The sequence below is a fragment of the Meiothermus cerbereus genome, assembly GCF_051297115.1.
GTDB classification, from domain to species: Bacteria; Deinococcota; Deinococci; order Deinococcales; family Thermaceae; genus Meiothermus; species Meiothermus cerbereus_A.
The window spans coordinates 1-15,009 of the sequence record NZ_JBEVAL010000060.1 but is presented as its reverse complement, the minus strand read 5'-3'; the positions used below and the strand labels follow the sequence as shown (position 1 = coordinate 15,009).

Annotated in this window: 9 protein-coding genes; 6 read left to right on the top strand and 3 right to left on the bottom strand. The window is 60.3% G+C overall.

From position 1 onward, the window contains the following. Positions 1-656: 656 nt before the first annotated feature. The gene (locus ABWU19_RS11335) at positions 657-5,003 is read right to left on the bottom strand and encodes an adenosylcobalamin-dependent ribonucleoside-diphosphate reductase (protein ID WP_435901793.1); all 4,347 of its coding nucleotides are present in this window, start codon (positions 5,001-5,003) and stop codon (positions 657-659) included. A gap of 418 nt (positions 5,004-5,421) precedes the next feature. Then, on the bottom strand, positions 5,422-6,876 hold the full coding sequence (locus ABWU19_RS11330; protein WP_435901792.1) for an alpha-amylase family glycosyl hydrolase: 1,455 nt from the start codon (positions 6,874-6,876) through the stop codon (positions 5,422-5,424). A gap of 340 nt (positions 6,877-7,216) precedes the next feature. Here ABWU19_RS11330 and gmk point away from each other — a divergent pair, with 340 nt between their 5' ends. The 5 genes from gmk (at position 7,217) to ABWU19_RS11305 (ending at position 12,112) form a co-directional block, all read left to right on the top strand. Then, positions 7,217-7,888, top strand: coding sequence for a guanylate kinase (gene gmk / locus ABWU19_RS11325; protein ID WP_435901791.1), 672 nt, complete (start codon positions 7,217-7,219; stop codon positions 7,886-7,888). A gap of 50 nt (positions 7,889-7,938) precedes the next feature. After that, positions 7,939-8,247 (top strand): DNA-directed RNA polymerase subunit omega, encoded by a 309-nt coding sequence (gene rpoZ, locus ABWU19_RS11320; RefSeq protein WP_435901790.1) that lies wholly within the window; start codon positions 7,939-7,941, stop codon positions 8,245-8,247. A 166-nt stretch (positions 8,248-8,413) separates the two neighbouring features. Next, a complete protein-coding gene (gene argR / locus ABWU19_RS11315; protein WP_435901789.1) occupies positions 8,414-8,872 on the top strand; it encodes an arginine repressor in 459 nt (152 codons plus the stop codon). 276 nt (positions 8,873-9,148) lie between these two features. After that, complete coding sequence (locus ABWU19_RS11310; protein WP_435901788.1) at positions 9,149-10,720, top strand: DNA repair protein RecN; 1,572 nt, start codon at positions 9,149-9,151, stop codon at positions 10,718-10,720. Positions 10,721-10,771: 51 nt separating this feature from the next. Then, positions 10,772-12,112, top strand: coding sequence for a diguanylate cyclase (locus ABWU19_RS11305; RefSeq protein WP_435901787.1), 1,341 nt, complete (start codon positions 10,772-10,774; stop codon positions 12,110-12,112). Here ABWU19_RS11305 and ABWU19_RS11300 read toward each other — a convergent pair. Further along, positions 12,098-12,718, bottom strand: coding sequence for a MarC family protein (locus ABWU19_RS11300; RefSeq protein WP_435901786.1), 621 nt, complete (start codon positions 12,716-12,718; stop codon positions 12,098-12,100). The genes ABWU19_RS11305 and ABWU19_RS11300 overlap by 15 nt on opposite strands. A 207-nt stretch (positions 12,719-12,925) precedes the next feature. On the opposite strand from ABWU19_RS11300, the gene ABWU19_RS11295 reads away from it, so the two are divergent. Further along, positions 12,926-14,896, top strand: a complete 1,971-nt coding sequence (locus tag ABWU19_RS11295; RefSeq protein WP_435901785.1) for an elongation factor G — start codon at positions 12,926-12,928, stop codon at positions 14,894-14,896. The last annotated feature ends 113 nt before the right edge of the window (positions 14,897-15,009 follow it).

Below are 15,009 nucleotides of genomic sequence, written 5' to 3'. Positions count from 1 at the left end.
GCCTGCTGGGGGTGGAGCGATATTACCTGCTGGAGTGAAGGGGGGTGCGGAATGTGGGGTCAACCCAGCCAATTTAGAATAAGTGGCATAGAAACAGCAAAATTAGCAAAGACCTCCTCCCCGTAGCTGCGTCATCACAACCGACTGCAATAGCCCATTGCCCCAAGCTCAAAGCTCGAGGCAACCAGGACAAACGGGTACGACCCTGGGGATGTTGCGGTGAAAATACATATTTTTCGCGTGACGACTCCCCGTTCTGAAGAACGGGGCTTCGCGGTTCTCACGGGACGGCCCACGCCGTACCCATCCCCGCAGGCTCCGTCCGAGCCCAGAAAAACCTTGACACCCCGCTTCGCGGCGAAGAAATCGTCTCCGTATCGGCAGGCGAGCGCAATGCTTCCCGCCCCGCCAAGGCGGGGCGGATGCCACGGGTGTTCGTTTGGAGTTTTACCCATCGGACTACCCGATGGAACCCCCTACTCCAAGTTTCAAGGTGCACGGGGAACGCTGTCCCCAAGAGGATTTTACCACACATCCGCCGCTCACTATGCTATGTCCGCCACCGGCGGACGTGGGGGAGTCCATGTATCCCCGTCGCCTCGCCGTGGCGAGGCGAGAACCGGGGGATTATAGCTCCCCCACACCCCCTCTTCTCTCTAACCACACTTGCTGTAACCGCAGCTATAGCACTTGGTGCAGCCTTCCTCGCGTACCAGGTTATCGTCACCACACTCCGGGCACTTACCGAGGCCGGTCTTGCCACCGACGGGCGATTGCGTCTGCACCGATATCTTCTGGATGGGCGCAGTCATGGCCCGCTGCATGGCCTGGGGCACCATGGCCTCATCCGCAGGCATCTGGGCGGCTTTACGCTCGGCCTCGGCAATCTGGATTTTGCTGGTGGTTTCCAGCGCGACCGCAATCAGGTCGGCCTTGCTGGTTACAAAGCGGCCCTGGTAGCTGCCGTACAGGCCGCCGTTAATGCCCCGCAAGGTTTTGACCAGCTCGGCTACCGGCACCCCGTATTGCAGGGCCTTGGAGATGATGCGGCCCAGGGCTTCGCTGTCGGCGTTGGCTTCATCACCGGCCTTGCCCGAAGTAAGAATCACCTCCACCGGGTGCTCGCCCTGCATGTTTACCGTCACCAAAAAGCCCCGGCGGGTGCCGTCGGCTGCAGTGAGCTTGACCATATCGGTGTAGCCCACCAGCCGGCCAGTGCGCTCGAAGATGGGACGGGCCGTGCGTTCTCCTTCTGGGCGGCTCGAGGCCGTGCTGGGCGGAACATCCAGCAGCGCTGGCTGCACTACCACGGTCTCTTTGCTATTACCCTCGGCCTTCTCTTCTTTCTTTTCTTCCTTGCTAACCGAGAGCACCTGATACTCGCGGCTGCCGTCGCGGTAGACCGTGATGCCCTTACAGCCGGTCATATAGGCCTCGGTGTAGGCTGCCTCTACATCTTCCACCGTGGCCTGGTTGGGTAGGTTGATGGTCTTGGAAAGTGAGTTGGCCGCGTAACCCTCAGCATCGAAAGCGGTCTGCACCACGCCCTGCATCCGCACATGGTCGAGCGGGGGCACGTCGTGGGCCCCCTCAAACACCGAAGCAATGGCGCTGGGGATACCCTCCAGGCCTTTCACGCTGCCGTGGTTGGCCTGAATGGCTTCGATAATGGCGTCCCAGTTCCAGGCCCCGTCTTTCTCGAAGGGCCCGCTTGCCGGGAACTGCTCCATCATCTCTACGAACAAGGGGTGCAGCAGGGCCTTGTACTCCCCCCCGATGCGCCGCCACATAAAGGGCGAGAACATTGGCTCGATGCCGCTCGAGACCCCCATCAGCATGCTGGTGGTTCCGGTGGGGGCCACCGTCAGCACCGCCACGTTGCGCCGTGGGCGTATCCCCAGCGCCTCGAAAGCGGCGCGGTTTTGCTCGTAAAGCGGGAACACCCCCCGCTCCTGGCCCAGCCGCTCCGACTCGGCAATGGCCTCTTCGCGCATCACGTTCATCACCTGGGCCACCACCCGGCGGCCCGCCTCCGAGGAGTAGGGCAGGCCCATCTTGATGAGCATGTCGGCCAGGCCCATCACCCCCAGGCCCAGCCGGCGCAGGGTCTGGCTGGCGATGCGGTTGTCCTCGAGGGCAAATACGTTCACATCCAGCACGTTGTCCAGGAAGCGAATGGCGGTGCGAACGTCCTTGCGGAACTCAGCAAAGTTGAACTCGCCTTGGTGTACAGCCGAAGGCTGTCCCGATAGGGGATCGTTCCCGTTTTCCACATAAGCAGCCAGATTAATGGCCCCCAGGTCGCAGGGCTCACCCACGGTGAGCGGAATTTCCCCGCAGGGGTTTGTGCTTTTTATCACAAACTTTTCTCCCAGGTTCTTGAGCGCCGAAAGTTCATTGACCCGATCTATAAAGATCAGACCCGGCTCGCCGGTGGCCCAGGCATGCCAGGCGATCTCGTGCCAGAGCCACTTGGCCGGCACTTTGCCGTCGTAGACCGGAATGGGGCGGGCGCCATCCTGGGCGCGCTCGGGCAGATCGGGCAGAGTACCGGTGTAGGGCCCCTGCACCGGGTAGGGGTAGTACTTGCCCGGCACTTCCGAAGGCTCTACCGCCCACAGCCCATCGGCTTGCAGGGTTTGCCAGAAAGCCTCGGTAACCAGAATCGAGATGTTAAAAGTAGAGATATCGCCCTCGCTGGCCTCACGGTCGAGGTCTTTAGCGGTCAGGAAGTCCAGCAGGTCGGGGTGGTCAATGGCGATGGTAGCCATGCCGGCCCCCCGGCGGGTGTTGTGGCTGACCAGACCATTGGCCAGGTAGGTGTGGTTCTCCTCGACGGAGAGGTCTAAGGTCAGGATGTGCCCGCCGGGCTGAACGGAGCGCACCTGGACATAGTACTCGCCGAAATCAAATTCCGGGAGGGTAGAGCCCACCAGCGGGTCTTCTCGTAAGGAAACGTAGCCCGTTGCAGTCAGGCTACGCTCACCGCGAATGTAGCGGGAGAGGGTTTTGCGGATGCCGGTGTGCGTTGAGGGAGAACCTTTGCGCCCCTGAAGGGTGGCTGAGAGCACCGGTTCGAGCAACGCTTGGGCATGGGGGAAAGGCCACGATGACTCCCGCCTCGTATCTGGCTTGAAGGCGCGGAGCGCTTCGAAGCGTGAGCCCGGCATTACCCCCACCCTTTCCAGATAGCGCTCCAGGCCCTTGGCCGTCATCACCCGCACTCGGTAGTGCTCCCGCTTGGAGAATCGGCCCGGCAGCGGGTTGTAGCGCATGATCTTGGCAGGGATGCCGAGGCCACCGAGGGCGACCAGCACGTCCTGGGCAAGCCGCTTTGAGGCGGTCGTAAGCATCGGATAGCCCGCCGTGATGGCTCCATCCGCCTCGAAGAGCCCCTGCAGGAAAGCGCCGAGGACTGGACGCGTGGACTGGCGAATAGGGCGAGGAAGCTCAAGCTCGGTCGCCTTGCCTTTGAGGAGCCCATTCTGGCGCAGCCATTCGATCATAGGGGCGCTGCGGGTAACAAAAATCACGCTTTTGTCCTCGGGTTTGCGCTCCAGCCTGACCTCGAGGCCGAAGAGCTCCTGGAAAAGCTCGGGGGTCTCGGCGATCATGGGCGAGTCCTCGGCTACAGCAAAGCCGATCCGGTCGTCGCTCACGAAACCATCGCCCCACAAGTAGCCCAGGAAGAAGGCCAGCCGCTCGTCCAGCACCTCTGGGGTACGGATGGGCCTGGCGTTGAAGTGGGTTTCGGCCAGTGGGGCCAGGGTGATCGGGGTACCCGTATGCTGATCCAGCACCTGGATAACCCAGTCGCCGGGTTTGATCTCCTCCAGCGGTACCCACTCCCGCCGACCGTCGGGGCGCAACACCTTCAGCTTGTGGTTGGGTGTGCCCTGAATTTCCAGGTTGTTCTCCAAGACAACTTTGAGGGTTTCGGCAATCCCATTGTTGTACCCCTCAGGACTGGCCTTCCAGCCCTCGTCGGTGGCCACCGAGAGCGTGTGCCGTTGCCATCCCCGGCTATAGGGATCCACGAGCTCGCGCAAGCGTAATGTTCCCCTGTCGGTGTGGACCAGGGTGTCGGGATGCAGGCACCCCCCCTGCCTCACCACCCGCAGCACCGGCGCATACACGTAGCGCAAGGTGGCCACCGGGCCTGCTTTTTCCGCCCCGAGGTTGGCCCACTCCAAAAAGTTATCGAAAATTTCCACCAAAAAGCTCACCGGGCCGCTGCTGGTTCCGCCGCTGCCCTTGATGGGCGCGCCTTCAGGGCGCAGGCTGCTAAAGTCCACGTGGGGTTCCTGGCCCTTCACGGCCAGACTCAGGGCGGCTTTGGCAGCCTCGATGATGCCGCGCATATCGTCGGGCACGACCAGCACATCGGCAGGCTTTTCCCGCACGGTCATCACCCCGTTGCGCCGGGCCAGCGCCGCCAGCTCGGGCTTCAGCAGGCCATAGACCACCCGCGTCCAGTTGCGCACGGTAATGCTTTCCTTTTCGCCATCGGGGTTGATGGGGGGACGCATCTTGCCCTTAATGAAGTCTTCGACGTCGGCATGGTCGGCGGCAATGTAGGCAAAGCCACGCACGGTTCCGCGTGGACCGGCGTTTTTACGGGAAACGTAGGGGTCTAAGTTAACCCCGTTGCCCCCACCCACCTTGGTCACCAGGGCCAGCTTGGTGGCCACTTCCATGATGCCTTCAAAGCTGCTGGGGTCATGTTCGGTCGCCCCCTGCACAAAACAGTTGAGGACATTGCCGTGCTGGGTTCCCGCACCCGCCAGCACCCGCCCCCCCGGGCAGAAGCGCTTGGAGGCCATCAGCTGGTAAAACTGCTCGCTCCAGTATTGTTTATCTTGTTCAGACTTTTCGGCCGAGGCCACCCAGGTAGCCACCCGACGAAACATCCCATATATATCCCCATCACCAGGCTGCATGTATTGGCGTTTGGCAATTGCCTGGGCATGGTCGTCAAAAAGTGCGGGTTTAAAGCTATTCATGGACTCCTCCAATGTTGGGCAAGAACTCCCCCAGCCACGCCGTGTGGCACTAGATATGGGGGTTTCCGCGCTCGATACTACTACCTGTTGTGTAATCCTGGCAAGGGGCCAACCGACATTTGCGGAATTTGGATGTCAACATAATAAAGCTGCCGGCAGAGAAAAATCAAGATGCGCGGTCAGAGATATAGGGGCTCTTTTGTGAATATATACCATAAGTAGTGGCTCTACTTTGGGATTTGTCTGTTGAGAACAGAAAGCTGCCTCACTGGCTGCGGCCAGCGCTGACATCTGTCCGGGGTCGGGTTATCGCACCCTTCACAGACGTGGCCTCCCTTCCCGGAGGCAACTGTGCTGTGCCGGAAAGAGCAATCAAGTTGTGAGCAGCTCAGTGGTTTGTGAAGAGCGCTCTGTTGTGTTACTCGAGGGTCTGCCACACAGCCAGGCTAAAAGGCTCCAGAATTCCATCCTCGAGGTACCCCCCCACACTACGACCCGTTTTGCCCGACAGCAAGTCTATGGCCTGCTCACCCCGCGGCCACAACCCGTGTAACGGGATGTTGATGCGCCAGGGTTCGGACGAAGCGTTAATGGTCACCACCAGGCTGGACTGCTCAAAAGTACGGGCAAAGGCCAGGTGGGCGTCCTGGGCATAAAGGTACTGGTAGCGCCCCCGCCGCAGCGCCGGCCTCGACTGGCGCAGGGCCAACATCTGCTGAATGGTTTGCTGCAGGGGTTTGTGCCAGCGCACCTCATCCCAGATCATGCCCCGGCGGTTGTCGGGATCGTGGCCTCCAGCCATGCCTATTTCGTCGCCGTAATAGACCGTGGGTGCGCCAGGTAGGGTGAAGAGCATGGCAAAAGCCAGCTGCACCCGCTCGAGCTGACCCCGCAGGAGGCTGAAGATGCGCGGGGTGTCGTGCGAGGTCATAATGTTCATCTGGGCGGTCACGACCTCCCAGTCGTAGCGCCGGAAGAGGTCCTCGAGGCGGTGGTGGCAGGCCATGGCCCCCAGGCTTTCCAAACGCCCCAGCCCGCTCCTGGCCGCCAGATCCCTGTCCAGCACCTCTGCGCCCACAAAACCCAGAATGGCCCGCCCCAAGGGGTAGTTCATCACCGCGTCGAACTGGTCGCCTTTTAACCAGCGGCTGGCGTCATCCCAGATCTCGCCCACAATATAGGCCTCTGGGTTTTGGGCCTTGACCCTGCGGCGGAACTCCCGCCAGAACTCGTCGTCGTCAATCTCGTTGGGCACATCCAGCCGCCAGCCGTCTATGCCATATTGAAGCCAGTATTCCGCCACCGAGAGCAGATACGCGCGGCACTCGGGGTTGGAAGTATTGAACTTGGGCAGCTCGGGGTTGTTCCACCAGGCTGCGTAATTGGCATGCTTGGAATAGGCGTTCAGGGGAAATTTTTGGATATGGAACCACTCGCGGTAAGGCGAGGCCGCCTCGTTTTCCATAACGTGCTGAAAAGCAAAATGGGCCCGCCCACAGTGATTAAAAACCCCGTCCAGCACCACCCTTATACCGCGCCGATGGGCCTCTTCCACCAGCTTCTGCAAAGCCGCATTACCCCCCAGAATGGGGTCTACCTGGAAGTAGTCGCTGGTGTGGTAGCGGTGGTTAGCGGTTGAGGCAAAAATTGGGCAGAAGTAAAGCGCATTGAAGCCCTGCTGCTGGATGTAGTCGAGCTTCTCGATAACCCCCCAGAGGTTGCCCCCTTTAAAGCCACGCAGGGTGGGTGGCGCATCCCAGGCTTCAAAAGCACCCTGTACCGGCGCAGGATGGCCCGCAGGCCCTTGCCCTATGTGAAAGCGATCCGGAAAAATCTGGTAAAAAACCGCGTCTTTGACCCACTCTGGTGTCATTCAAACTCCTACAAGAAAACGTTTGCACATTGCCAGGGGTTAGTCTAAACCTTATCGGCCAGAACTCAAGTGTAACTGCACAAAAACGAGAGGTGAAAAGCAAACGTGTCTCACCGCAGTGATACGCTTTCTTCGTCGCAAAGCGGGGTGGCACGCTTGTCTGCGCCAGGCCTGCCAAAGGATGGCACCATAGGCTAACTTAGCGCAAACGCATGTTTTCAAGTTTTCCAGCGGGAAAAATAAACCCAGGGCGGCTCTTTTTATGATTGGGATTGTATTATCTCTAAGCGCTTCAGGTTAAGTAGCGCCAAACCCCTAGCTCTGATAGGATGCCACAGCTATGCCGCGTGGGAATCTGTTTGTCATGACCGGGGCTTCGGGGGTGGGCAAAGGCACCATCCGTGGAAGGCTGCTGGAATATCACCGCATGTACTATTCCATCTCCATGACCACCCGCCCGCCCAGGCCGGGGGAGCGCCACGGGGTGGACTACTACTTTGTCAGCAAGGCCGAGTTTGAAAGCAAAATAGCGCAAAACGGTTTTTTGGAGTGGGCGCAGTACGTAGACGACTACTACGGCACCCCCAGGGAGCCGGTTGAGGAGGCCCTGAACAGGGAGCAGGATGTTTTGCTGGAGATAGAAGTTCAGGGTGCTTTGCAGGTCAAGCAAACCATGCCGGAGGCAATCCTGGTCTTCATTATTCCGCCTTCCCTTTCCGAGTTGCGGCGCAGGTTGCTGGTGCGCGGCACCGACAGCCTGAGCAAAATCGCCAAGCGGCTGCAGCGGGCACAAGAAGAAATCCGCATGGCCGATCGGTTCAAGTATGTGCTGGTCAACGACCAGCTCGACAAGGCCGTCTCCGATTTTGCCGCCATCATACAGGCCGAGCGGCTGCTACAGCCTCGCATGACCGAGGCCATTGCGCGCGCCCTTTCGAAAGACCCCGCCCTGGAAAGCGAGCTCGATGAGCTCGAGCGCATACGGCGTGCGGCCGGCGAAGTGGGCAAATAAAATCGCCCAACTATGTTGTACAATCAGAACTTAGTTGCAGAGGTATACCTATGGCAGAACCTGGCATTGACACCCTTCTAGCCCTTACCGATTCCAAGTACCGCCTAACTGTGGTAACGGCCAAGCGAGCCCAGCAGCTTTTGCGCTACAACTTCAAGAACACGGTGCTCAGCCCCGAAGAGTACCCACGCATGCGTACCCTGGAGGGCGAAAAACCCGACCCCAACGCAGTTACCTGGGCCATGCAGGAGCTCAAGAGCAGGCGGCTTGTAATCGGTGAGAATTTAATTGCCGAAGATCGTCTGGCCAAGTTCCTCGACCAGATGTATCCGCGTGAAGTCACCGAACCAGCGGACTAGTCCTTTTTTCCATTACAGTGCATGCGGGCTGGCCTCGAGCGGCCCGCATCTTCATGCATATAACATAAAATCGAAAACTAAAAAATAAAGCTTTAGAATCGCTCTTTTCCTTGTAACATGGCATACTTACCCCGTATAATCTCAAATCGGTACTCAGGGAGTCGCTATGGCAAGCAAAGAACAGCGGCATCGGGCCATCCAGGAAATTATCAGCCGGGAGAGTATTTCCACCCAGGCCGAGCTGGTGGAGCGGCTACGAAAGATGAACTACGACGTAACCCAGGCCACCGTGAGCAGGGACATCAGCGAAATGCGTCTGGTACGGGTTCCGCTTGGGCGAGGGAAACACAAATACGCCCTGGCCCACCTCGAGCTCAGCGAAGATGTCTTGGAAGAGCTTCGGCGCATTTTTCCCACCTTTGTGCGGGACGTAGACCGAGGAGAGAACATCGTGGTGCTCAAGGTATCGGAGGGCCATGCTTCGGGCATCGCGCTCTTGATTGACCGACTCCGGCGCGATGATATTGTGGGCACCATTGCGGGCGAGGATTCAATTCTGGTGGTGGGTCGCACCATTCAAGCCGCCCAAGCCCTGCAGGAAGAGTTCGAAGAGCTCCTGACCTGAGGATATCAACAGCCGGGCTCCGCGCCCGCACCCCATGTCAGCAACCCCGCGGGCACATTGGAACCCCTGCCCCAACTGCTACAGGGAAGGCGCCCAAACAGCCGGCTTCGACCTCGCCCTCACCAAACACATCAGCCGGGGTTTGTAGCGAAGGCTATGGCGTTATCGCACCCTTCACAGACTTAGGTAGAGGCTCTAATGATATGAAGGGTGCTCTACAAACCCCGGCCCCGTTCTGATATCAACAAAACCAATATGGTACCCTGATTTTCAAGTATGCTGGAACGCCTTGAGGTGCAAAACTTAGCGGTACTGGAGCAGGTGGCGCTGGAGTTTAGCCCCGGACTGACCGTGCTCACAGGCGAAACCGGCGCGGGTAAGAGTGTGCTGGTGGATGCCCTATCGCTATTGCTGGGCGAAAAGGCCGAGGGCTTGATGCGCCCTGGGGCCGACACCCTGCTGGTAACGGCCTTTATTAATGGCAAGAGCCTCTCGCGCAAGGTTGCGCAGGGCCGCAGCACCGCCCGCATCGAGGGCGAGGTGGTGAGCCTCAGAGAGCTGAGCGAGGAAACGGCCCAGCACCTGACCATCCACGCCCAGCACGCAGCCCTGACCCTCTTCAGCCGAAAAGCCCAGCGCAGGCTGCTCGATTCGCAGGTCGAGCCGGGTTTGCTGGAGCGCTACCAAAGCGCCTACGCACACTACCAGTCCATCTTAAGCGAGACTGAGCGTCTGGAAGCCGCTGCGCGCGAGCGTGAGCGCAAACTGGATATTTTGCGCTTTCAAACTGCAGAGATAGACCAGGCCCGGCTGGTGGTGGGCGAGGAAGAGCAGCTGACGCAAGAAGCCGAGCGCTTGCGCCACCTCGAGACCCTGCGTGAGCGGGTCTCGGCAGCCGTTGGGGTGCTGAGTGGGGAGGGGGATGCTTTGGGGCTGGTCACCCTGGCCTCGAGGGAGATAAAAGCAGCGGGCCGCTTTGACGCTCAACTAGAAAACCTGGGTCGCGACCTCGAGGGCGCCCTGGACACGCTGCGGGCGGTAAGCCGCGAGCTAGAAGACTACCTGGAGAACCTCGAGGCCGACCCCCGACGCCTCGACGAAGTGGAGGCCCGCCTGGCCCTTATCGAGAAGCTCGGGCGCAAATATGGCGAGGGCATTCCGGCCATTCTGGGGTTCGCCGAGGCCGCCCGGCGGGAGCTGGTGGAGCTCGAGGGGGCCGAAGACCGCCTGAGCCAGCTTTATGCCCAGAAAGAAAGTGCCTGGCACACCCTTCTGGAGGCGGGCCGGCAGCTTTCGCAGGCCCGTTCCCGTGCAGCAGACAGCCTCTCGCGCAAAGTCAGCGAAGAAATCCGGGCCCTGGGCATGCCGGTAGCGGAGTTTAAAGTGAGCCTGACGCCGCTGGAGCATCCGGGCCCCGATGGGCTCGAGGAGATTCAGCTACTTTTTTCCGCCAACCCCGGCCTGGGCCTGGCCCCGCTGGAAAAGGCTGCCTCGGGCGGCGAGCTGTCGCGGGTAATGCTGGCCCTGGCCCTGCTGACCGGCAGCGAGGCCGAAACGGTGGTTTTCGACGAGGTGGACGCTGGGGTGGGAGGCGAAGCAGCCTGGCAGGTGGCCGAGCGGTTGGCCCGGCTGGCCCGTGAGCGCCAGGTTCTGGTAGTGACCCACCTCCCGCAGATCGCGGCACGGGCCCAAAACCACTACAGGGTGGTCAAACACCCTACAGGAGTACAGGTGCAGCCAGTACAGGACGAGGAGCGGATACGCGAACTAGCCCGAATGCTCTCGGGCAGCTACTCCGAAGCAGCCCTCGAGCACGCCCGCGAACTACTGCTGGGTGCAGTCACCTAAACCGGAACTGCCCCAGGCTGCAACCACAAAATTCCCGCATAGCCCCCCAATATGAGCACACCCACCCTCTTCCCTGCGCCAGACATACTGCACTGGCTGAACCAGCTTCCCGAGCCAGTGGTCTGGCTGGATGAGAAGGGACTGGTGGGTTGGTGCAACCCGGCAGCCGTGGCGTTAATTCCTGACCCCAGCCCAGTAGGCAAACCCTTGCAAAGCTGGTTTCAACCTGTGGTGCGGAGCTTTGGTACGCTCGAGCCTGCAGACCACCCACAAGACAGCTTTCGGCCAGGGCTTTGGGGTCTTGCGGGAAAACAAGGGCGCTGGTTCCAGGTTAGTCTGGCGCCTTATAAAAACGGACAACTGTGCATTTTGCACGAGGTTACCCAGGCCTACAACCAGGCCCTGGCCTACGCCACCTCGCTGGAGGTGCTCTCCAGCCTGCTGACCCAGGAAGAAAAATTCGAAGACATCCTCGCTCGGGTTCTCAAGACAGCCGTCGAAGTGGTGCCGGGGGCCGAGGCTGGCAGCCTGACCCTGCTGGAAAACGGGCGGTTTCGCTTCGTAGCCCAGATTGGCTTTGACCCGAGCTTGATGCAGCACGCCCTCGACTACCAGCAGGAACTGGCCTGGTATGGCCTGGGAGAGGAGGCCTGGCTGCTGGGCCGGCCCCGGCTGCTGGTCGCCCCGCACATCCACGAGCGAACCCAGCAGCAAGTTCCCCATGAGCTGGAGATGTTCCATCAAGCCGGCAAGCTTTCGCAGCTAAAAGCCACCATCACAGTTCCAATCGTGCTGCAAGGCCAGGTAATGGGCACCCTTAACCTGGATTCGTTCAGCTCCACCGAGGCCTTCTCGCCTGAGAGCATGGCCATTGCCCAGACCTTTGCCCTTCAGGCGGCCACCGTGCTTTATGGCTTGCTGACCCGCCGCCACCTGTCCGGGCTGGCCCTCAGCGACGCCCTGACCGGGCTGGGCAACCGGCATGCCCTGGAAGAGGGTTTCCCAAAACTAAAAGCCCAGGCCGAGCGACTTGGTCTGCCCCTCACGCTGATTTACTGGGATATGGACGGCCTCAAGCGGGTCAACGATCAGCACGGCCATGCTGCGGGCGATCAGGCCATCAAGGCTCTAGCTACCGCACTACGCAGCACTTTTCGTCAGGAGGATCTGGTTTTTCGCATTGGTGGCGACGAGTTTGTGAGCCTGCACCTGGCCTTGCCGCTCGATGAAGTGCCGGAGGCAGTGCAGCGGGTGCGCGCGGGTATTCAGGTAGAAGTTAGCGCCGGCGCCGTGGCCATCCGCCCCACCATGCCGCTAACAGAGGCTCTCCAGCTAGCTGATGCGGCAATGTACGCCGACAAGCGTCGCGTGCGGGACTCACTCGAGCTTTAGCAAGACCCGCACCCCATCGGCCACGTACTGCACCGCCAGGGCTGCCAGCAAGATCCCCAGAATACGGGTAATTACATTGATGCCGGTGCGTCCCAGCGAGCTCGAGAACTTGAGCGCGGCCCTGAGCGACCAGTAGGTTATAAGCAAAACCAGCGCCGCCATAGCCAGTACCACCACGAAGCCCCAAATCCCCGCCGGGGCCGACCCGGTCAGGATCAGCACGCTGGCCAGGGTACCGGGCCCGGCAATCAGTGGAATGGCCAGGGGAAAAACCGAGATGTCGGGTCGAGCTTGCGACTCGGCGTGCTCTTCGTCGGTCTCGCGCTCGAGCTCGGCATTAATCATGTCCAGGGCAATCTTGAATAAAAGCAGCCCCCCTGCCACCTTGAGGGCCTCGAGGCTAATGCCCAGGTGGCGCAAAATGGCCCCACCCACCACAGCAAAACCCAGCACCAGAAGGCCCGCCACCACGGTCGCGCGCAGCGCAATTCTCTTTTGCTCCTGATAGCTACGCGTGCCCACCAGACCCAAAAAAAGTGGTATCAGGCCGATGGGGTCTATCAGCACAAAAAAGGTCACAAAGGCCTTGGTGGCAAACTCGATCATGGAAGGCTCCCTAAGTGCAGTGGGGCTTTAGGCATCTTAACACTAGCCCCCGTAGCAAAAAGCGAGTCTAGCACAGATGGCGGTTTTGCGGAGATTTTGCAAACAGCACCCAATAAGAGATGTCGGTGCTTTTTGTTGGGGCCCCAGGGGTTGTGGGATTTTTGTCTCCCCCCTGCCTATATACTAAGAACCGCAAGGAGGTTAACCATGATTCGCACTGTAGCCCTCGTGGGGCACAGCGGCAGCGGAAAAACCACCCTCGGAGAAGCGCTTCTATACTTCACCGGGGGCAAGGATCGTATGGGCAAGGTAGAAGAGGGCAACACCACCTCGGACTACACACCAGAGGAAAAAACGCACCGAATCTCGGTTCGAACGGCGGTGTTGCCCCTAACCTACCAGGGGCATCGAATTTACCTGCTCGATGCCCCAGGCTATACCGATTTTGTGGGCGAAATTCGCGGAGCACTAGAGGCCGCCGATTCGGCGGTGGTGGTGGTATCTGCCGAAACTGGCGTACAGATTGGAACTGAGCGGGCCTGGACGGTAGCCGAACGCCTGGAGCTGCCGCGCATGGTGGTGGTGAGCAAGCTGGAGAAGGGGGGCGACTTCTTTGCCCTGCTCGAGGACCTGCGCTCCACCCTCGGGCACATCATCCCGGCCCACCTGCCACTATACGAAAACGGGCAGTGGGTCGGTTTGATCGATGTGCTGCACGACCGCGCCTTCCGCTACGACAAAGGCCGCCCGGTGGTAACCAGCATTCCCGAAGACCAGAAGGCCCAGGTCGAAAAATACCGCAGCGAAGCCCGTGAGGCCATTATCGAGACCGATGAAGCGCTCCTGGAGAAGTACCTCGAGGGCGGGGAGGTAGAAGAAGTGGCCCTTTCGCGGGCTTTCCATGAGGCCGTGCGCAAAGGCCAGGTGTTTCCGGTAGCCATTGGCTCCTCGGGTGCGCTCATCGGGCTGGATATGCTGCTCGACCTGTTCCTCGAGGCCCTCCCCTCCCCCGAAGAGCGCTGGGGCCAGGGCAGCCCTGCGGCCAAGGTGTTCAAGGTGCAGGTCGACCCCTTTATGGGACAGGTGGCCTTTGCGCGGTTGTACCGGGGCAAGGTCAAGGTGGGCGACACCCTCCAGTCGGACAATGGCACGGTTCGGCTGGCCCATATCTACACCGCCAAGGGCAAAGACCTGGTCGAGCTCGAGGAGGCTGAGGCCGGAACCATTCTGGCCCTGCCAAAAGCCGACAACCTGCACAAAGGCATGGAGCTTTGGCAAGGGCAGCGCCCCGAGTTCCCCTCGGCCCGCTTACCCGACCCGGTGGCGATGGTGGCCATTGCCCCCGAGTCACGCAGCGACGAGGCCAAGCTAGGCGATGCCTTGCGCAAACTGCTGGAAGAAGACCCCAGCCTGAAGTTCGAGCGCAACCCCGAAACCGGCGAACAAATCCTGTGGGGCATGGGTGACCTGCACCTCGAGACCGCCAAAGAACGCCTGGCCGACTACGGGGTAAAAATCATCACCCGGCCTCCCAAGATTCCCTACCGTGAGACCATCCGCAAGAAGGCCGAGGGGCAGGGCAAGCACAAAAAACAAACCGGCGGGCACGGGCAGTATGGCGATGTGTGGCTCAGGCTGGAACCCCACCCCGACTACGAGTTCGTCTGGGAGATAACCGGCGGGGTGATTCCCACCAAATACATGGAATCGGTGGAGATGGGCATCAAGGAAGCCGCCAAAAGCGGGCCCTTGGCCGGTTATCCGGTCATTGGTTTTCGGGCGGTGGTCTACCATGGCTCCTACCACGACGTGGACAGCTCCGACATGGCCTTCCAGCTAGCCGCCCAACTGGCTTTCAGAAACGTAGTGGCCCAGGCCAGCCCAACCTTACTGGAGCCCATCTACACCCTCAAGATTTTTGTACCCCAGGATAAAGTAGGCGATATTCTATCGGACATGCAGTCGCGCCGGGGCCGCATCCTGGGCATGGATCAGGAGGGCGCCCTGGCGGTGGTTAGTGCGGAAGCCCCTCTGGTGGAAGTGCTCGAGTACAGCCGCACCCTCTCGGGGCTTACCCAGGGAACCGGTGCGTATAGCCTCGAGTTCTCCCACTACGCCGAGGTACCCCCCAACCTGGCACAAAAAGTGATTGCCGAGCGACAGAAGACCGAAGCCTAACCAACTCCCGGCCAGGTCTGGCAAACGGCAGTTATCTCAGAGACTGTCTTAAAACCCACATTCCGCACCCCCCTTCACTCCAGCAGGTAATATCGCTCCACCCCCAGCAGGCG

Excerpts from the sequence above, each read along its gene's own strand:
- ABWU19_RS11335 (WP_435901793.1), bottom strand. The coding sequence starts at position 5,003 with ATGAATAGCTTTAAACCCGCACTTTTTGACGACCATGCCCAGGCAATT.
- ABWU19_RS11330 (WP_435901792.1), bottom strand. The coding sequence starts at position 6,876 with ATGACACCAGAGTGGGTCAAAGACGCGGTTTTTTACCAGATTTTTCCG.
- gmk (WP_435901791.1), top strand. The coding sequence starts at position 7,217 with ATGCCGCGTGGGAATCTGTTTGTCATGACCGGGGCTTCGGGGGTGGGC.
- rpoZ (WP_435901790.1), top strand. The coding sequence starts at position 7,939 with ATGGCAGAACCTGGCATTGACACCCTTCTAGCCCTTACCGATTCCAAG.
- argR (WP_435901789.1), top strand. The coding sequence starts at position 8,414 with ATGGCAAGCAAAGAACAGCGGCATCGGGCCATCCAGGAAATTATCAGC.
- ABWU19_RS11310 (WP_435901788.1), top strand. The coding sequence starts at position 9,149 with ATGCTGGAACGCCTTGAGGTGCAAAACTTAGCGGTACTGGAGCAGGTG.
- ABWU19_RS11305 (WP_435901787.1), top strand. The coding sequence starts at position 10,772 with ATGAGCACACCCACCCTCTTCCCTGCGCCAGACATACTGCACTGGCTG.
- ABWU19_RS11300 (WP_435901786.1), bottom strand. The coding sequence starts at position 12,718 with ATGATCGAGTTTGCCACCAAGGCCTTTGTGACCTTTTTTGTGCTGATA.
- ABWU19_RS11295 (WP_435901785.1), top strand. The coding sequence starts at position 12,926 with ATGATTCGCACTGTAGCCCTCGTGGGGCACAGCGGCAGCGGAAAAACC.